This window comes from Burkholderia sp. AU31652 (assembly GCF_002223155.1).
GTDB lineage: Bacteria > Pseudomonadota > Gammaproteobacteria > Burkholderiales > Burkholderiaceae > Burkholderia.
In genome coordinates, this window is the sequence record NZ_NKFG01000005.1 from 1,843,766 (window position 1) to 1,861,137 (window position 17,372).

The 17,372-nt window shown below is 67.4% G+C and carries 17 protein-coding genes; 2 read left to right on the forward strand and 15 right to left on the reverse strand.

The window, feature by feature from the left end; all coding sequences use genetic code 11:
* Positions 1–18: 18 nt before the first annotated feature.
* The 9 genes from CFB40_RS25820 to CFB40_RS25860 all read right to left on the reverse strand — a co-directional run bounded on the left by CFB40_RS25820 (position 19) and on the right by CFB40_RS25860 (position 7,485).
* The gene (locus tag CFB40_RS25820; RefSeq protein ID WP_089427364.1) at positions 19–1,188 is read right to left on the reverse strand and encodes an acyl-CoA dehydrogenase family protein; all 1,170 of its coding nucleotides are present in this window, start codon (positions 1,186–1,188) and stop codon (positions 19–21) included.
* Positions 1,185–1,994 (reverse strand): enoyl-CoA hydratase family protein, encoded by an 810-nt coding sequence (locus CFB40_RS25825; RefSeq protein ID WP_089432773.1) that lies wholly within the window; start codon positions 1,992–1,994, stop codon positions 1,185–1,187. The genes CFB40_RS25820 and CFB40_RS25825 overlap by 4 nt, the downstream gene beginning before the upstream one ends.
* Before the next feature lie 24 nt (positions 1,995–2,018).
* On the reverse strand, positions 2,019–3,107 hold the full coding sequence (locus tag CFB40_RS25830; protein ID WP_089432774.1) for an NAD(P)H-dependent flavin oxidoreductase: 1,089 nt from the start codon (positions 3,105–3,107) through the stop codon (positions 2,019–2,021).
* Entirely contained in the window at positions 3,104–4,030 is a 927-nt protein-coding gene (locus tag CFB40_RS25835; protein WP_089432775.1) for an enoyl-CoA hydratase, read from the reverse strand. Before CFB40_RS25835 ends, CFB40_RS25830 begins: the two co-directional genes overlap by 4 nt.
* An 8-nt stretch (positions 4,031–4,038) precedes the next feature.
* Positions 4,039–4,836 carry a CoA-transferase subunit beta gene (locus tag CFB40_RS25840; protein ID WP_089432776.1) on the reverse strand — a complete coding sequence of 266 codons (798 nt, stop codon included), beginning with the start codon at positions 4,834–4,836 and terminating at the stop codon, positions 4,039–4,041.
* Positions 4,837–4,846: 10 nt separating this feature from the next.
* Positions 4,847–5,740: a CoA transferase subunit A gene (locus tag CFB40_RS25845; protein WP_089432777.1), complete on the reverse strand. Its 894-nt coding sequence runs from the start codon at positions 5,738–5,740 to the stop codon at positions 4,847–4,849.
* Positions 5,741–5,749: 9 nt separating this feature from the next.
* Positions 5,750–6,646: a VOC family protein gene (locus CFB40_RS25850; protein WP_089432778.1), complete on the reverse strand. Its 897-nt coding sequence runs from the start codon at positions 6,644–6,646 to the stop codon at positions 5,750–5,752.
* A gap of 199 nt (positions 6,647–6,845) precedes the next feature.
* Positions 6,846–7,262, reverse strand: a complete 417-nt coding sequence (locus tag CFB40_RS25855; RefSeq protein WP_256976900.1) for a type II toxin-antitoxin system VapC family toxin — start codon at positions 7,260–7,262, stop codon at positions 6,846–6,848.
* Positions 7,249–7,485, reverse strand: a complete 237-nt coding sequence (locus CFB40_RS25860) for a FitA-like ribbon-helix-helix domain-containing protein (RefSeq protein ID WP_089433315.1) — start codon at positions 7,483–7,485, stop codon at positions 7,249–7,251. Before CFB40_RS25860 ends, CFB40_RS25855 begins: the two co-directional genes overlap by 14 nt.
* 391 nt (positions 7,486–7,876) lie before the next feature.
* Between CFB40_RS25860 and CFB40_RS25865 the strand changes: the two genes are divergently transcribed.
* A complete protein-coding gene (locus tag CFB40_RS25865; RefSeq protein ID WP_089432779.1) occupies positions 7,877–9,103 on the forward strand; it encodes an acyltransferase family protein in 1,227 nt (408 codons plus the stop codon).
* Positions 9,104–9,115: 12 nt separating this feature from the next.
* Here the strand turns inward: CFB40_RS25865 and CFB40_RS25870 are convergent, their stop codons facing one another.
* Complete coding sequence (locus CFB40_RS25870; RefSeq protein ID WP_089429086.1) at positions 9,116–9,799, reverse strand: hypothetical protein; 684 nt, start codon at positions 9,797–9,799, stop codon at positions 9,116–9,118.
* A gap of 1,004 nt (positions 9,800–10,803) precedes the next feature.
* Here CFB40_RS25870 and CFB40_RS25875 point away from each other — a divergent pair.
* Positions 10,804–11,529, forward strand: a complete 726-nt coding sequence (locus CFB40_RS25875) for a lysozyme inhibitor LprI family protein (protein ID WP_179255308.1) — start codon at positions 10,804–10,806, stop codon at positions 11,527–11,529.
* Between the two features lie 52 nt (positions 11,530–11,581).
* Here CFB40_RS25875 and CFB40_RS25880 read toward each other — a convergent pair whose 3' ends face one another.
* From CFB40_RS25880 to CFB40_RS25900, 5 genes are read right to left on the reverse strand one after another with little or no spacing between them, the layout of a single operon-like run.
* Positions 11,582–12,355 (reverse strand): SDR family NAD(P)-dependent oxidoreductase, encoded by a 774-nt coding sequence (locus CFB40_RS25880; RefSeq protein ID WP_089432781.1) that lies wholly within the window; start codon positions 12,353–12,355, stop codon positions 11,582–11,584.
* A 32-nt stretch (positions 12,356–12,387) separates the two neighbouring features.
* A complete protein-coding gene (locus CFB40_RS25885) occupies positions 12,388–13,974 on the reverse strand; it encodes a FadD3 family acyl-CoA ligase (protein WP_089432782.1) in 1,587 nt (528 codons plus the stop codon).
* A gap of 39 nt (positions 13,975–14,013) precedes the next feature.
* Positions 14,014–15,081, reverse strand: a complete 1,068-nt coding sequence (locus CFB40_RS25890; RefSeq protein ID WP_089432783.1) for a ferredoxin--NADP reductase — start codon at positions 15,079–15,081, stop codon at positions 14,014–14,016.
* Positions 15,082–15,096: 15 nt separating this feature from the next.
* Positions 15,097–15,615: a flavin reductase family protein gene (locus CFB40_RS25895; protein WP_089429085.1), complete on the reverse strand. Its 519-nt coding sequence runs from the start codon at positions 15,613–15,615 to the stop codon at positions 15,097–15,099.
* Positions 15,615–17,372, reverse strand: coding sequence for an FAD-dependent oxidoreductase (locus CFB40_RS25900; protein WP_089432784.1), 1,758 nt, complete (start codon positions 17,370–17,372; stop codon positions 15,615–15,617). Before CFB40_RS25900 ends, CFB40_RS25895 begins: the two co-directional genes overlap by 1 nt.

Sequence of the window (17,372 nt, forward strand, 5' to 3'; positions counted from 1 at the left end):
AGAGTGGCGCCGGCGCCGTTACGCACGCGGCATGCCGAGCATCCGTTCGGCGACGATGTTGCGCTGGATCTCGTTGGTGCCCGCGTAGATCGTGCCGGCCTGTGCGAACAGGAAGCCGTCGAGCCAGTGGCCGAGCGTCGCGTGCTGCGCGGCCGTCTGTGGGACGATCTCGCCGTGCGCGCCGAGGATGTCGAGCGCGGTCTGGTGCATGCGCAAATCGAGTTCCGACCAGAACACCTTGTTGGTGCTCGATTCCGCGCCGATATGGCCGCCCTTCAGCAGCCGGCTCGCGGTCGCGTAGGTCGACAGCGCATAGGCCTGCGCATCCATCCACGCCTGCACCACGCGCTCGCGCAGCGTCGGATCGCGGTCGGCGCTGTCGCGGTGCGCGAGATACAGGTCGCGCAGCGCCTGTGCAGTGCGCTGGAAGCGTGCCGGCGAACGCAGCATCAGCCCGCGCTCGAACCCGGCCGTCGCCATCGCGACCTGCCAGCCCGCGCCTTCCGCTGCCAGCCGGTTCTCTACCGGCACACGCACATCGTCGAAGAAGATTTCCGCGAAGCCGGTCTGCCCGTTCAGCTGGCGGATCGGCCGCACCGTGATGCCCGGCGCGGACAGCGGCACCATCAGGAACGTGAGCCCGTGGTGACGCGACGATTCGGGATCGCTGCGGAACAGGCCGAACAACCAGTCGGCCCACACCGCGCGCGTCGACCAGATCTTCTGGCCGTTCAGCACGTATTCGTCGCCGATGCGGGCGGCCGTCGTGCGGATCGCGGCCATGTCCGAGCCCGCGTTCGGCTCCGACCAGCCCTGCGCCCACACGTGCTCGCCGGCCGCCATTGCGGGCAGGAAGCGCGCCTTCTGCTCGGCCGTACCGAAATCCATCAGCGTCGGGCCGAGCAGGAAGATGCCGTTCTGGTTCACGCGCATCGGCGCGTCGGCACGCCAGTACTCTTCCTCGAAGATCAGCCACTCGATCAGGTCGCAGCCGCGGCCGCCGAGTTCGCGCGGCCACGTGACCATGCTCCAGCGGCCGGAGTGCAACGTGCGCTCCCATTCGCGGTGCGCGGCGAAGCCTTCCTCGGTGTCGAAGCTCGGCAAGCGCTCGCGCGGCACGTGCGCCGCGAGCCATGCGCGGATCTCCGCGCGGAACGCCTGTTGCTGCGGCGTATAGGTCAGGTTCATGCGCGTGCCTCCTCGGCGGTTGCCTGCGCATCGAAACGCGCATCGCGCTTCTCGACGAACGCGGCGCGCGCTTCCGTCGAGTCGTTGGTCATGTACGCCTGCAGCGTGAAGCCCTGCTCCCAGCGGTACTTGTCCTCGAGATCGCCGTCCTCGACGCCGTTCAGCGCCTCCTTCGCGAGCCGCACCATCGCCGGGCTCTTCGTCGCGATCTTGCGGGCGATCGCGAGCGCCGCGTCGCGCAGCGCGTCGCGCGTCACGACCTGCTCGACCGCGCCGAGCCGGTAAGCTTCCGCCGCGTCGATCATGTCGCCGGTGAAGTACATCGCGCGCACCTTCTGCACGCCGAACAGCCGCTGCAGGTGCGCGCCGCCGCCCATCGCGCCGCGGTCGATCTCGGGCACGCCGAAGCGCGCGCAGTCGGCCGCGACGACGATGTCCGCCGCCCCGCAGATGCCGATCCCGCCGCCGAGCACGAAGCCGTGCACGGCCGCGATCACCGGCTTCGGGTTGCGGTGCACCGCGCGGAACGTCTCGTAGTTGCCCGCGTTGACCGCCACGATCCGCTCCGGATGCGCGGCCAGTTCCTTGATGTCGACGCCCGCGCAGAAGCCGCGCCCTTCGCCGCGTACGATGATCACGCGCACGTCGTCGTCCTCGCCGAGCGCGTCGAGCGCGCGCGAGAGCGCAAGCCAGCCCTGTGCGTCGAGCGCGTTTACGGGCGGATGGGCGATCACCAGTTCGGCGATGCCATCGGCACGATCGATCCGGAACGGCGTCGCGCCGGCCGGTTGGTTGGATGCTGTCATCTCCAAAGCCTCCCTGTTATGTTTTCACGCAGCTTGTGCGGCCGGCGCGCCGCGCAGCGCGGCCAGTGCGTCGAGCCGCTCGCCGGCGTCCGCGACGATCCGTGCGATCAATGCGTCGCACGATTCGATCGCGCCGATCATCGCGGCCGCCTGGCCGCTCGGCAGCACGCCTTCATCCGGGCGGCCTTCGACGATCGCGCGCTGGATCAGGAACGGCGCGTTCGCGGCCATCAGCGTCTGGCTGGCGGTGTAGTCATGCGAGCGCAGCGCCTTGAGCGCGAGGCCGAGCATGTCGCCCGTGCTCAGCCCGTTCTGGCGCCGCCAGGCTTCCGCCGTCTTCAACGCGAACCACGTGCGGCGCAGCGGGCCGAAGCGTTCGAGCTTCATCAGGTACGGGTTGTCGATCATCCGTTGCGGCAGCCCGTCGAGCGCGTCCGACACGCGGATGCGTGCCGGGTCGCCGACCGCGACGTAGCGCTCGAGCGTCTCGCGCGGCACCGGCGATTCGGCGCTCATCAGGAAGCGCGTGCCCATCGCGATGCCGGCCGCGCCGTACGCGAGCGCGGCCGCCAGCCCGCGCCCGTCGAAGAACCCGCCGGCCGCGACCACCGGCACGCGCACCGCGTCGAGCACCTTCGGCAGCAGCAGCGTGGTCGGCACCGAGCCGGTGTGGCCGCCGCCTTCCGCGCCCTGCACCGTCACGATGTCCGCGCCGAGTTCAACCGCTTTCGCCGCATGCTTCGGTGCGCCGACGGTCGGCATGCAGACGATGCCGGCATCCTTGAAGCGGCGGATCGTCTTCGCATCGGGCCCGCGGCCGTAGCTCACCGCGCGCAGCCGGTGCTTGATCGCCAGTTCGACGACCTGCTGCGCGTTCTTCTGGAACATGTGGAAGTTGATGCCGAACGGCTGGTCCGTCAGCGACTTCACTTTCAGGATCTCGGCCTCGACCTGGTCGGGTTCGAGCGTCGCGCCGGCCAGGAAGCCGAAGCCGCCCGCGTTGCCGGTGGCCGCGACGAGCCGTGCATCGGCCACCCAGCCCATCGCGGTCTGCACGATCGGATAGCGGCAGCCGAGCAGGTCGCATAAAGGCGTATGCAGCGTCGTGCTCATGCGGCGGCTCCGTTGACGGCGACCGGTGCCTGCGCCTGCGTGTCGCCGCGATCCGCGCCGTTCGGCTGGCGCTGCGAGCTGGCCATGCTGCGCGCGTCGTAGCCGCCGAGGCGATCGCCGCTCACCAGCTCGTTGTGCGCATGCGCAAAGTGATGCCACGCGAACGCCGCGTCCATCGCCGCGCGCTTGCCCTGCAGTTCCTCGACGTGGTTCAGCGCCTGCTTGGTCAGCGTGAGCCCGAGGCGCGGCATCGTCGCGATCTTCGCGGCGATCGCATAGGTAGCATCGCGCAGCCGCTCGCGCGGCACCACGCGGTTGACCATCCCCATCTGGTACGCGCGTTCGGCCGGCATCCGCTCGCCGAGGAACAGGAACTCCTTCGCGATGCGCGGGTTCAGCTCGTACGCATGCGCGAAATACTCGACGCCCGGAATCCCCATCCGCACGACCGGATCGGCGAAGAACGCATCCTCGGACGCGACGATCAGGTCGCACACCCACGCGAGCATCAGGCCGCCGGCGATGCACGCGCCCTGCACCATCGCGATCGTCGGCTTCGGCAGGTCGCGCCAGCGTCGGCACATCCCGAGGTACACCTCCTGTTCGCGCGCATAGAGGAATTCGCCGCCCTCCTTGTCGACGTGGTCGTACCACAGCGACGCGCGGTCGAACGATTCGTGGATGTCGCGGCCCGGCGTGCCGATGTCGTGGCCCGCCGAGAAATGCTTACCGGCGCCCGCGAGCACGATCGCCTTCACCGCGTCGTCGTGCGCCGCGCGCCGGAACGCCGCGTCGAGCGCATACGTCATCTTCGAGTTCTGCGCGTTGTGATACTCGGGGCGGTTCATCGTGATCGTCGCGATGCCATCCTCGACCGCGTAGTCGACGACACCGTCGCCGAAGGTCACCTGGGTCGCTTCCATGTCGTGCCTCATCCCCGGCGCGGCGCCGGATTGTTGCGCACGATCGCCGCGCGCAGGTTGTGCGGATCGAGCGCACGCACGATGCGCAGGTCTTCCGCAGTCGGCGGGGCCGTCGTGCCGAGGTCGGGTGCGGTGATCAGCGGGAAGCCGGTCGCGTCCTGCACCTCGTCGAAGCTCACGCCCGGATGCAGCGAACGCACGCGGATCGCATGGTCCGGCCCGCCGAAATCCATCACGCACAGGTCGGTGACGATGCTGCGCAGGTCGACGAAGGTCTTCATCCCGGGCAGCCGGCGCGCCGGGTTGTAGCCGACCGTGCACACCATGTCGACTTCGCTCTCGACGAACGTGCGCTTGCCGTGGCCGCTGACGAAGAACGAATTCGCGTGGTTCGTCGTATTGCCGGGGAAGCCGCGTGCGCCGAGCAACTGGGTTTTCGGGCGCGCGTAGTCGTCGCCGAGCCACGAGATGTTGGCCTGGCCGAACCGGTCGATCTGCGTCGGCATCACGAGCGCATGGCGGCGGCCGTGCCACAGGCAGTCGAACACGCGCTCGTAGGTCATCCAGCCGCTCGCCTTCACCCGATAGCCGTCGGGGCGGGGCCCCAGCGGCACCGGCTCCTCGACGAGATACGCTTCGCCGTCGGTCAGCATCAGCCCGTTGTTGTACGCGAGCCGCGCGAGGCCGGCCGCGAGCCGCGGGCCCGTGCCGATGCCGGTCGCCAGCACTTCGCCGTCGTCGCGCCAGAGTCGCGCGGACGCGACGATCATCAGTTCCGCGAGGGAATGGTCGAGAGATTCGCTCACAGGCGCTCCTTTACAGAATCGGCAACGGCAGCGTCGTCACGTGCGACAGGCCGCCGACGCCTTCGAGGTACCGGCGTTCGTCCTGGCCGACCACGTCGCGCAGGTACGCCGTCGTTTTCGCGTCGTCTTCCGCGCTCGCGCAGTACGCGCGCAGGTGCGGCAGGTCCCAGCCGTAGGCCGGCCCGCACGACGTCGGGTGGGCGCCGCCCGGCGCATGCACGACGCCGGTGACGAGCGAGCGCTCGAACGGGTTGCGTCTGGCCGCGTCGAGGTCTTCGCTCGCGAGCGATGCGTCGAGCGTTTCCGCCGACACGTAGCAGCGCTGTGCGGCCCGCGCCATCCACGCATCGAAGAACGGATCCGGGCCGTCGATGCGCGTATTGCCCATCCGGTCGGCCGCGTTCACGTGCAGCAGCGCGACGTCGAGGTCGATCGCGGGCATCGCGAGCAGCGTCTCGCCGTCGTCGTACGGCGATTGCACGGTGCGCAGTTGCGGCGCGTGATCGAGCAGCGCGGTGCCGAGCCCGGCACGCGTCGGCAGGAACGGCAGGCGCGCGGCGGCCGCGCGCAGGCCGAGCTGCAGCATCCCTTCGTCGAGTTCGAGCACGTCGACGCGGCCCTGCTCGCGGGCCCGGCGGAAATGCGGTTCGAGCGGAATCACGTCGAGCGACACGAAGCCGAACACCACCTTGCGCACCTTGTCCGCCGCGCACAGCAGGCCGACATCGGCGCCGCCGTACGCGACGATCGTCAGGTCCTTCAGGTTCGAGCGCGCGATCTCGCGCACCAGCGCCATCGGCTTGCGCCGCGGCCCCCATCCGCCGATGCCGATCGTCATGCCGTCGGCGAGTTGCGCGACCACGTCGCGCGCGGACATCGTCTTGTCGAGAGGTTTCATCGTCATCGTGCTGGCTTACCGGTATCCGATGCTGAAATCGTGGCCCCACTGGCTCACCTTCGTGGCCTCGAACACCGCGTGCTTCGACCAGTCGACCGTGAGGCCGCCGAAGCCGTATTCGAGATCGAAGCCGCCGGGGGTCTTCATGTAGAAAGAGATCATCTGGTCGTTGCAGTGACGGCCGAGCGTCGCGGACAGCTTCACGTCGTGCGCGGCCACGCGGTCGAGCGCGCGGCCGACTTCGTCCATCGAGCCGACTTCCGCCATCACGTGCACGCAGCCCGACGGCACGGCCATCTCGAACAGCGCGAGGCTGTGATGGCGCGCGTTGCGGCAGTGCATGAAGTGGATGCGCTTCTCGGGTTCGGCCGGATCCGGGGTGAACTTCACGCGAAAGATGTCGGACAGCTCGAAGCCGAGCACGCCGCGCACGAACGCGTCGGTCGCGTCGAACTGCGGCGCGGGCAGCACCGCGTGGCCGAGCCCCATGTCGCCGGTGACGAAGTGCGAGACGCCCAGCGGCGACACGAAGCGGCGGAAGTCGCAGCGCGCGCCCCAGTACAGCTCGTGGCGGTTGCCGGACGGGTCGATGCACCACGCCATCGCCTGCACGCGGCGCAGCGCGGCTTCGTCGCGGGTCGCGCGCACCGGCTCGACGCCCGCCCGCTGCAGTGCCGCCAGCGCGGCGTCGAACGCGGCGCCGTCGGGCAGTTCCCAGCCCGACGCGAAATAGCGGTCGGTCGAGCCGGGAACGATCACGTAGCGGAAATCGCGCTCGTCCATCTTCAGGTACAGCGCGCCGTCGGGCGCGTCGAGCGCCTGCATGCCCAGCACGTCTTCCGCGTAGCGGCGCCACGCATCGACGCGCGTCGCCTCGACGACGACATAGCCAAGCGCACGGACATCGATCATGTCGGCCTCCTCCTGGTTCAGAATCCGTTGTTCGTGAAAGGATTCTGGCCGGTCGGGGGTGGTGTTACATCGTCTGTTGGGACGAGAGGCGGCGGGGAATCGGCGCGGCGCAGGTGCGCGCGGAAGCCCGGCGGGACGGGCTGTGCATGCGGGAGGAGACGGGGAGCGGGTGCGGATTGCCGCGGCGCGGCAACACGGGTCAGTCGAACGGGTTCAGCAGCCGGACGCCGGTGCGGGCGAAATCCGCGACGTTGCGCGTGACCACGGTGAGATCGTTGATCAGCGCGGTGGCCGCGATCAGCTTGTCGAGTTCTTGCGTCGGATCGGGCACGCGCAAATGCCCCCACATCTGGCTGATCTCGATGTCGACCGGCAGGATGTTCGGCGCATAGCCGGACAGGATGGTCGCCATCCAGGCCTCGAGCGCCGACGCCTGAGGATGATCGCCGCGATGACGGATCAGATCGACGCCGCGGCGAAGTTCAGCAACCGTCACGACGGACAGGTAAAGCGGGCTCGCGTCCGCCGCGGCCTGCGTGAAGAACGCCCGCACGCCACGGTTGGTTCGCTTGCCCTTCCTGATTTCGCTGATGATGTTCGTATCAATCAAATACACGCCTGGCCTCGCCGGAATCCTGAACACGTTGAAAATCCGCGTCGTCGCCAACATCGGGCATGCTCATCAGCACTTGCGCAAATGTCTTACGCTTCGGCCGGCCGAGCGCATCGGCCAGGATGGCCCGATGTTCGGCCTCGGCACTCCTGCCATTTGCCGCAGCCCGCTCGCGCAGGCTCTGAACGATACTGTCATCCACGTTACGCACCAGTAGATTTGCCATGAATTCCTCCATCCGGATTTGCTATCAATGATAGCGCCAACAGGATGAAGTGCAAGCATTGCTATCATCTTGATGACGGACGGACGACGATGTCGGCGCTGGCCCTCGGCTCCGGACGAAACGGATCCGCCCGCCGGCCGCCGCTGGCCCGACGCCTCGAACTGCTGTCGCCCAAGGTAAACCGGGACGGAGCGAGGTGAAAGACAGCCGAATGGGCAGTTTCCGACGCGCAGCCTGCCGCCACTCGCCGGCTCTGCGGCCATCGGCATCGTTTGATACCATCGAAACCATGAGACTGGCGATAGAACGCCGAGCAAAGCGCGCAGAAGACCTTGCATCGACGCGGATCATCCGTGCCTGAAATCCCGATCAAGACACGAGACGCCTTTCAGTGGACTTTGTTACGCCTTCTTTCGACACCCTCCTTTCCCCGACTCCCGACAAACTCTACTTCCCGGCCTGCCTTGCGGCCGTGGCGATCATCGCGTGGTTCGTCGCGCGACACACGCCGTTCTACCGGTTCGCCGTCGACCAGTCGCTGTCGATGCGCTATCGCAATCTGGACGGATTCCGCGGCATCCTCGCCACCTCCGTCGTCTTTCATCACTTCGCGTGCAACCAGGGCTTGCTCACGACCGGAAGCTGGGGCACGAGCCCCGGCTTCCTGCGCAATCTCGGGACGATTCCCGTCGCGATGTTCTTCATGGTCACCGGGTTCCTGTTCTGGGAACGCGCGTGCAAGGGCACGCTCGACGTGCGGACCTTCTTCGTCGGGCGCGTGCGGCGCGTCGCCCCGCTCTATCTCGCTTGCGCGATCGTCATCGTCGTCTGCACGCTGGTCTGGTTTCCTCGCAACGTCGTGGACGCGCCGACGCAGTTGCTGGCCGACGTGCTCAAGACCGTGTCGCTCGGCTGGTTCGGCGCGTTCCCGATCAACGGCGCCCGACACACCAGCTATCTGAGCGGCGTCTGGTGGACGCTCGGATATGAATGGCGGTTCTATGCCGTCGTTCCGTTTCTCGCGTGGTTCGTCGCGACGCATGCGTGGCGCAAGCTGTTCGCGCTCGCGATCGTCACGATCTGCGCGACGCTGTTCGGGCAGCCTGGCAGCCTGGCCCTGCTGTTTGCGCTCGGTGCCGTGGCATTCGAGATGTCGCGGCACCCCGCCATCCGCGCGCGGCTCGACACGAAATCGGCCGCCACCGTCGCGTTGCTGATCCTTGCCGTCGCCCCGAGCCCGGGTGAACGCTATTCGATCGAGGGCGTGTTGCCGCTGCTGCCCGTGTTCGTCTGCGTCGCGTGCGGGAACACGTTCTACGGCGTGCTCAAGACCCGGCCGCTCGCGTTGCTCGGCACGGTCAGCTTCAGCATCTACATGATCCACATGGTGATCGTGTACGTGCTGATCCACGCGATCAACCGGTTCGTTTTCCAGATCGGTTCCGCGGACGACCTGCAACGCTGGATGCTCTCGCTTGGATGCGCGCTGGTCGCAGTACTTTGTGCGTTGCTGACCTATCGCTACATCGAGCATCCATTCATCGCGAAACGCAGCAGCGCGCGTCCGGCACACCGACCGGTACCGCCCGAACGCGAGCGTCAAACGGCCACGCCGTGACCTGCCCACCGCTCAGAACCGATACGAAATCCCGATCTGCAACACCGGGTACCACCGATAGCGCGACATCACCTGCCGCAGCGAATCCAGCCCGCTCGCGGTCAGGATCTGGCTCTTCGCCGGCCCGGCCGCGGCCGCCAGTTCCGGCGACAGCGTGTACGAACATTTCGGTATCCCGTAGGCCACGCCAAGATCCGCGACGAAGCCCAGCCCCTTCGATGCCGGCCGGTGCCCGTAGCCGATCCCGAAGTACGGCATCACGGTCGGATAGCGCGCTTCCGCCACCGCGTTCATCCCCGGCATCGCCGGATAGCGCTTGCCGCCGAACACATAGGAGCCATTGGTCGGCACCGATACGCCACGGAGTTCGTCGTCGTTGAAGCGCAGGCCGAGCGTCGCCCGGAAGCCGCTGCCGCGCCATGGAAAGATGTCCGCGTACAGGCCGCCCTGGCGCAGCTTCAGGTCGTCCTGATAGCGATTGCCGGCTACCGTGAAGTCATGCGAAAGATCGATCGCATTGAAGTCCGCGTGCGCGCCCAGCATCGAATTGAAGCTCACGGCCGCGCCGATGCCGACGCCCTGCGTGCCGCCCTGCAGGTAGATCTCCTGCGCGAGTACATGCATGCTCGCGGCGCACGTCACCGCGACCGCTACCCATTGGTTCACCGTCGTTTTCACGGGCGCCTCCCCCGACATGTGCCGGGCGCGCCTCGCCAATGCATGCGACCTGCGCCGCCACGCGTGACGCGAACCCCGGCACGACACCTTGCAAGCACGCTTGCTGTTCGACGGATCGGGAGCGCGTTGCCCCTTGCGCATGGCCGATACGACATGCGCGGCATGTACGTCGCTCCAGGCGGCGCCCACGCCCCGATCCGATTCCCCGTTTGTTTCGATGTCGCTGCATGCCGCCGATGCGTTCATCGTGGGTTGCGTGTTTCGTTTGCACCGGCGGCACCGGGTCAATCGCAAAGCGCGTGCCATGCGGCGCAAATCGAAGCGGGACATGCGTCATCGCCGAACGCGGGCAGTCGCGCGGCGTGTAATCGGAGGAAATGTTTCAGGAACGCATCGTTATTCGGCAGACGAAGCCGGGACATGCGATCCGATGTGTCCGCATCGATGCCGCAATGCGTATTGAACGAGGCGGGACGGCCTTCAGCGCATGCGAGTCGTCGTTGCCGTCAAGCGCATGCGGCGCAATGCGTGGACGAAACGTTGCAAGGATGTGACCGCGCGCGGCTCGAGCGCGTGGCCGACGTGCGATCGCACGTGGCAATTCAGGGTGAATACGGGTGCCGGCGCGTGTTTTTCATTTGAATGCAGCCACGATGCTCCAATTTATTGACTTTCCAGATCACCAACCAAACGAAGCAGCTTGGTACAATCCATCGACCAAGACCAAGCCGATTTATAAATCAATCCGGCCACCGGAAAATTGCAGACGAGGCATTCCACGTCGAATATCCGCGGCAACCATCGGCGATTCATAAGACCAATCGATTAGCGGGGGAAATGTGAAACACATCGCAATTCTTTTGTTGGTAGCAGCCACTGTTGCTGGTTGCAATTCGAAACAATCCGACAACAGCACTCAGTCGTCAGCAACGAGCCCCAGCACATCAAGCGATACTTCCACGCCGCAGCAACCGCCTCCAGTGGTGGCCCCTGCGCCGCCTCCCCCTTCACACAACTACGCAATGAGCCAAGATGGCACGTATGGTTACGAGCCTGCGCTTAGTGAAGACGACGTGAGAGCAGGAAAAGCCACGAAGGCGCTTGTCATGATGCGCTACGTTGGACTTAGGGATGGCAACTATATTCTGCTCCTGGTCGATGAAGACAACCCGAACATTTCGAATCGCATTACCTGTTCGGCCCCGTGCAATTTCGCCAAGTCGCAAACCATGGCTGGTGATTCGATTCTTAAAACTGAAACAGTACGGGTTGTACCTAATTCACTGATCGGCGCGATGGTCGAAGACGCGATGTCGGGGCAACTGACACCTTATGGTCAACGCACGGCAACGTTGCCCCAACCTCAACAATCATCTACTACGGCAATCTCGACACAATCGAACTTGCCTGCTGCTCAGCCGGTGGCAAATCAACCAGCAAGCGATGCCGCAGCTTCACCGCTGCAACAAACAAGCTTCGACTGTGCCAAAGCCAAGTCCATTCCAGAATTTCTGATCTGTCACGATGCCGATCTTGCAGCTTCAGATCGGGATCTTGCCGCGACATATCAACAAGCGAAAGATGCCGTCATCGACAAGACCGCCTTTGTTGAGCGGACACGAAAGCAGTGGAATTTTCGCGAGAAGAATTGTCGAGACAAGGACTGTCTGACATCGTGGTACGCGTATCAGAAGCGCGTTCTGACGAAGATCGCCCAAACCGGCGATGTCAACGTTCAAGACAACTGACGCGACTCGGCGACGATGAAGCCTGCTCGTCCGAGCAGGCTTTTTGTACCCGTTACAACCCATACCCCCCAGACACATTCAACTGCTGCCCGGTGATGTAATTGGCCCGGTCCGACGCCAGGAACACCGCCGCCCGTCCGACATCGTGCGCCTTCCCCCAGCGCTTGAGCGCGAGCATCTTCTGCGTCTCGTCGATCCACGCCTGATCGAACTGCCCCTGTTCGAGCAGCACCGGAAACATCCCGGCCTCGATCACGCCGACCAGGATCGAATTCGCGCGAATGTCGTAACGCCCTTCCTCGCGCGCCAGCCCTTTCACCAGCGCCTCGTTCGCCGCCTTCGGCGCGACCGACAGCCCGTCGCGATCCGGCCAGCGCAGGTGCCCGGCCGAACCTAGCGTCACGAACGATCCGCCGCCCGACGCACGGAAGTGCGGCAACGCAGCCTTCGCCGCCACGAAGAAGCCGACCGTCTCGACGTCGATCGCGCGGCGCCAGTCGTCGTGCGTCATGTCGCCGATGTGACGCTGGTTCACGAACGGCCCGGCCGCCCAGACGACCGTGTGCACGCGGCCATGCGCGTCGATCGCGGCCGCGAGCGCCGCATCGACCTGGGCGGAATCGGTCACGTCCACGCAGTGCGTGGTGGCCGCGACGCCTTCGCCGCGAATCTCGTGCGCGACGCGCCCGGCCACGTCGGCCTTGCTCCGATAGCCCACCGCGACCGGCACGCCAGCACGCGCAAACTCGAGCGCGACACCCTGCCCGATCCCGCCGCTGCCGCCGAACACCAGCACCGCGCCCTGCGGAAACCCGTTGTCGTTCATGCGTTCATCCCGTTCGTGTGTCGCGGCGGCGCTCAGGCCGCCGCGTCGATCCCCGCCCGCAGGCGGTACTTCAGCACCTTGCCGGCCGCGCTCGTCGGCAGTTGCTCGACGAACGTGAAATGCCGCGGCACCTTGTAGTTCGCCATGTTGCGGCGTGCCCAGTCGTTCAGTTCGTCGGCGTCGGCATGCGCGCCCGGCCGCAGCACGACATACGCATGCCCGACTTCGCCGAGCCGCGTATCGGGCACGCCGACCAGCGCGACCTGCGCAATCGCCGGATGCGCGGCGAGCAGCCGCTCGATCTCGGCCGGATAGCAGTTGAAGCCACCGACGATGAACATGTCCTTGATGCGATCGGTGATCTTCAGGTTACCGTTCGCATCGACGCAGCCGAGATCGCCCGTATGCAGCCAGCCATCCGTATCGATCGTCTCGCGCGTCGCGTCCGGCTGGTTGAAGTAGCCGCGCATCACGTTGTAGCCGCGCACCCAGATCTCGCCGGTTTCGTCCGGCCCGAGCGGCTCACCGCCTTCGCCCGCGATACGCAATTCGACATCCGGCATCGGGCGCCCCGACGTATAGGCAACGGTTTGCGCATCGTCGCCCTGACGGCACAGCGTCGCGAAGCCGCACGATTCGGTCAGTCCGTAGCCGGTCAGCACCGTCTCGAAGCCGAGCTCCGCGCGCATCCGCTCGATCAGGCTCGGCGCGATCGCCGCCGCGCCCGTCACCGCGATCCGCAGCGACGACAGGTCGCGCGTCGCGCGATCGGGTGCGTCGAGCAGCGCGTAGTACAGCGTCGGCGGCCCGGGCAGCACCGACACGCGATCGTCGGCGACACGCCGCAGCACGTCGGCCGGCTGGAACACGAGATGCGGCAGCACGGTCGCGCCGCTCGACAGCGCGGCGAGCCAGCCGGCCTTGTAGCCGAACGTGTGGAAGAACGGATTGACGATCAGGTAGCGGTCGTCGGCGCGCACGCCGGCGATCGCCGCCCATGCCTGCGCGGCGCGCAGGTTCTGGCCGTGCGCGGTCATCACGCCCTTCGGGCGGCCCGTCGTGCCGGACGTGAACATCAGGTCCATCACGGTGTCGGGCGTGACCTGCGCCTCGCGTTCGCGCACCGCGGCCAGCGGCACCTCGGCGCCGCGTGCGAGGAACGCGTCCCAGGTCTCGTCGCGCGCGCCTGAAGGCGGCTCGCCGTCGAACACGACGACGCGCTCGAGCGTCGCGGGCCGGTGCGGCGCGAGCATCGCCGGATACGATTCGCCGAGGAAGGTGCCGCAGCAGAACAGCAGCCGTGCGCCGCCGTCGTGCAGGATGCCGCCCACCTCCATCCCCTTCATCCGCGTATTGACCGGCACGAGGATCGCGCCGACGGTGTGGATCGCCAGCGCCGCGACGATCCATTCCGGCAGGTTCGGCGCCCACACCGCGACGCGGTCGCCTGTCTCGATACCGCTCGCGAGCAGCGCGCGGGCCGCGGCGACGCGCGCAGCATCGAGTTCCGCGTAGGTCAGCCGGCCATGCTCCGACTCGATCGCCGGATGCGCGCCGTGGCGCGCGGCTGCCCGCGCGATCAGCGCGGGCGTGGTCAGGATTTCGTTGTCCATCGTCATAGATCAGGGTGGCCGCGCGCGCCGCCGGCGCGCGACGGCTCAGTCGGGAAACACCACGCGCAGCGCATCGCTCGCGGGCCGTGCGCAACAGGCGAGCGTCCAGCCGGCCGCGATCTCGTCGTCGTCGAGCACATGGTTGCTGTCGAGCGCGACTTCGCCGCGCTCGATCCGGCACATGCACGCGCCGCATTGCCCCATCCGGCAGGAATTCGGCGCCGGCACACCCGCGCGCAGCATCGCGTCGAGCAGCGTTTCGCCGGGGGCGCTGTCGAACGCGAATGCGTCGCCGTCGAGCACCGTCTCGATCGCCGCGCCGTCGCCGGATGCTGCGGCCGACGCCGCCGCTACGACGCTTGACGCCGTCGTATCGGCCGACGTCGACGCCTGCGCCGGTGCATCGGGCAGCGAGGCAAAACGCTCGACATGGACCCGCGAACGCGGCAACCCGAGGCCGAGCATCGCGGCCAGCGCGTTCTCCATGAACAGTGCGGGCCCGCAGATGAACGTCTCCTGCTGGCTGAACGGCCGCGCGAGTTCCTCGAGATGGCGTTGCTGCGGAATGCCCTGCACGCTGTCGAGCCAGTGGATCACGCGCAAGCGGCCCGGATGGCGCTGCGCGAGCTGCTGCAATTCGGCGCGGAAAATCACCGAGCGTTCGTCGCGGTTCGCGTAGATCAGCGTCAGCATCCCGCGTCCGTGCACGAGCGCCGATTTCAGGATCGACAGCACCGGCGTGATGCCGCTGCCGCCCGCGAACAGCAGCAGGTCGCCATCGAGCGCGCGCGGCGTGAACACGCCAGCCGGCGGCAGCACATCGAGCGTGTCGCCCGGCTTCACGCGGTCGCACAGCCAGTTCGACGCGCGGCCGTCGCGCACGCGCTTGACGGTGATCTTCGGCGCGGCGTCGATGCCGGGCGCGCTCGACAGCGAATAACAGCGCGCGACGGTCGCGTCCGCGCACGGCACGTTCAGCGTCAGGAACTGGCCGGGCCGGTACGCGAAGGCGTCGCGCAACGCGGCCGGCACGTCGAACACGAACGAGCACGCGTCGTCGCTTTCGGCAATCACGTCGGCCACGGTCAGCCGATGGAAGCGCGAATCGCTCATGGCCGGCTCCTCACGTCACGCGGCCGCACGGGCCACCGGCGCGCCGGGCGTCGTGTAGGCGCCGTCGAGATAGACGAGCGGATCGACGTCGCCGCTCATCAGCACCTCGCGGATACGCCCGATGAACACGGTGTGCGTGCCGTATTCGAAGCGGCCGTCCTGCTCGCACACGAGGCTCGCCTGCGCGTCGCGCAAATACGGCACGCCGAGCGCCGACGTGTGCCAGTCGCCGGTCGTGAAGCGCGCCTCGCCCTTCAGGCGGCCGCTGCAGTCGATCGCGATGCCTTCGTGCGCCGCCGACAACACGTTCACGCAGAACCCGGCGCCCGCGTCGAGCGGCGGATACAGCGACGCGCTGCGGTTGATGCAGATCAGCAGCGAAGGCGGATCGGTCGACAGCGAATCGACCGCCGTCGCGGACATCGAGTAGCGCCGGCCGTCGTGCGCGCTGCTGATGACCGTGACGGAGCGCGCGAGGCGGCGCATCGCGAGCAGCATGTCGGTGCGCAGCGGATGGGTGGTGAGATCGCTCATCATTGGACTCCGTCAAGTTCAGTCGTGGATGGCCGGGCGGGCTGCCCGCCGGCGTCGGCCGCGCGAGCAGCCAGGTGGTCGGCGGCGAGATACCCGAAGGTCATCGCCGGACCGAGCGTCGAGCCCGCGCCGGGGTAGCTCGCGCCCATCATCGAGGCGCTGGTGTTGCCGATCGCGTAGAGGCCGTCGATCGGCTCGCCGTCGGCGCGCAGCACGCGGGCGTGCACGTCGGTGACGAGCCCGCCCTTCGTGCCGATGTCGCCCGCGTCGATCCGCACCGCGTAGAACGGCGCCTGGTCGACCGGCCCGAGGCACGGGTTCGGCTTGTTCCGCGGATCGCCGTAGTACGTGTCGAACAGGTTGTCGCCCTTGCCGAACGCTTCGTCGATCCCGGTTGCCGCATAACGCGCCATGTCGCGCAGCGTGTCGTGCAGGCCAGCCGCGTCGACGCCGATGCACGCAGCGAGCGCGTCGATCGTGTCGGCCTTCACGATCACGTCGCGGAACGCGGCCGGAATCCGTGAATCGGGCATCATCGACGCCGGCATGATCGGACCGCACGGATACTTGCGGCGAAACCGCGCGTCGAACACCATCCAGGCCGGCACGTTCGCGCCGGTGCGCGCATGGTCGCGATACATCGCCGGCACGAATTCGGAATACGGCGCGGCTTCGTTGACGAAGCGCTTGCCGAGGCGGTTCACGATCACGCAGCCCGGCAGGTTGCGCTCGACGAACAGCGCGCGCTGCTTCTCCTCGCCCGCGACACCGACCGTCGGCGCGCCCCACACGTGCGCCATCAGCGCCAGCGCGCCCCCAAGCCGATGGCCTTCGGCGATCGCGTCGCCGGTGTTGGCCGGCGGCGTCGCGCTCCACTGCGCCTGCGTCGGCTGCGGCAGGTAGCGTTCACGCATCGGCTGGTTGCGCTCGAACCCGCCCGCGCCGAGGATCACGCCACGCCGCGCGACGATCGTCACCGGCTGCCCGAAGCGCTGCGCGCGCACGCCGGTCACGCGGCCGTCGACGTCGAGCAGGTCGCGCATCGGCGTATCGAGCCACACGGGTACGTTGCGATCGAGCAGCGCACGGCGCAGCCCGCCGATCAGCGCGTTGCCGAGCGTCAGGCGCCGGTCGCGCCGCGTGCGGCGACGCATCCCGATATCGAGCCAGTAACGGCCGAACTGCGCGATCGCGAGCTTCATGAAGCCGGGCCCGCGCGAGAACAGCGTGTGCGCCTCCTTCGACGTCACGGCGACGCGCCCGCCGATCAGCGTGCCGGGCGACGCCGGCCGCAGCCGGTCGAGTTCGTCGCCGAGCAGCCCGCCGTCGAACGGCATCGGATCGAGCGCGCGGTAGCCCGGCATCGCGCCCGGCACCTTCTGGAAATAGTCCGCGTATTTCGGCAGCGACTGGTAACGCACCGGCGTTTTCGTTTCCAGGTAGCGCAGCATCTCCGGCGCGCGGTCGAGATAGGTGTCGATCTTCTCGGGCGTCGATTCGCCGGCCACGCAGGCTTCGATATAGCCGCGCGCGGCCTCGCGCGAATCGGTCGCGCCCAGCTCGGCGATATGGTGGTTGCACGGCACCCAGATGCCGCCGCCCGACACGGCCGACGTGCCGCCGTACAGCGCCGTCTTCTCGATCACGACGACGGACAGGCCGCGGTCGGCCGCGCGGCACGCGGCGAGCAGCGCGCCCGCGCCCGAACCGACGACCACCACGTCGAACACGTATTGCGGTGCTTGCGGGTCGTTCAT

What these genes read in the sequence shown, in the direction of transcription:
- CFB40_RS25820 (WP_089427364.1), bottom strand. Translation starts at nt 1,188, where the DNA reads ATGAACCTGACCTATACGCCGCAGCAACAGGCGTTCCGCGCGGAGATC.
- CFB40_RS25825 (WP_089432773.1), bottom strand. Translation starts at nt 1,994, where the DNA reads ATGACAGCATCCAACCAACCGGCCGGCGCGACGCCGTTCCGGATCGAT.
- CFB40_RS25830 (WP_089432774.1), bottom strand. Translation starts at nt 3,107, where the DNA reads ATGAGCACGACGCTGCATACGCCTTTATGCGACCTGCTCGGCTGCCGC.
- CFB40_RS25835 (WP_089432775.1), bottom strand. Translation starts at nt 4,030, where the DNA reads ATGGAAGCGACCCAGGTGACCTTCGGCGACGGTGTCGTCGACTACGCG.
- CFB40_RS25845 (WP_089432777.1), bottom strand. Translation starts at nt 5,740, where the DNA reads ATGACGATGAAACCTCTCGACAAGACGATGTCCGCGCGCGACGTGGTC.
- CFB40_RS25850 (WP_089432778.1), bottom strand. Translation starts at nt 6,646, where the DNA reads ATGATCGATGTCCGTGCGCTTGGCTATGTCGTCGTCGAGGCGACGCGC.
- CFB40_RS25860 (WP_089433315.1), bottom strand. Translation starts at nt 7,485, where the DNA reads ATGGCAAATCTACTGGTGCGTAACGTGGATGACAGTATCGTTCAGAGC.
- CFB40_RS25870 (WP_089429086.1), bottom strand. Translation starts at nt 9,799, where the DNA reads ATGTCGGGGGAGGCGCCCGTGAAAACGACGGTGAACCAATGGGTAGCG.
- CFB40_RS25875 (WP_179255308.1), top strand. Translation starts at nt 10,804, where the DNA reads ATGAGCCAAGATGGCACGTATGGTTACGAGCCTGCGCTTAGTGAAGAC.
- CFB40_RS25880 (WP_089432781.1), bottom strand. Translation starts at nt 12,355, where the DNA reads ATGAACGACAACGGGTTTCCGCAGGGCGCGGTGCTGGTGTTCGGCGGC.
- CFB40_RS25885 (WP_089432782.1), bottom strand. Translation starts at nt 13,974, where the DNA reads ATGACGATGGACAACGAAATCCTGACCACGCCCGCGCTGATCGCGCGG.
- CFB40_RS25890 (WP_089432783.1), bottom strand. Translation starts at nt 15,081, where the DNA reads ATGAGCGATTCGCGCTTCCATCGGCTGACCGTGGCCGACGTGATTGCC.
- CFB40_RS25895 (WP_089429085.1), bottom strand. Translation starts at nt 15,615, where the DNA reads ATGAGCGATCTCACCACCCATCCGCTGCGCACCGACATGCTGCTCGCG.
- CFB40_RS25900 (WP_089432784.1), bottom strand. Translation starts at nt 17,372, where the DNA reads ATGAACGACCCGCAAGCACCGCAATACGTGTTCGACGTGGTGGTCGTC.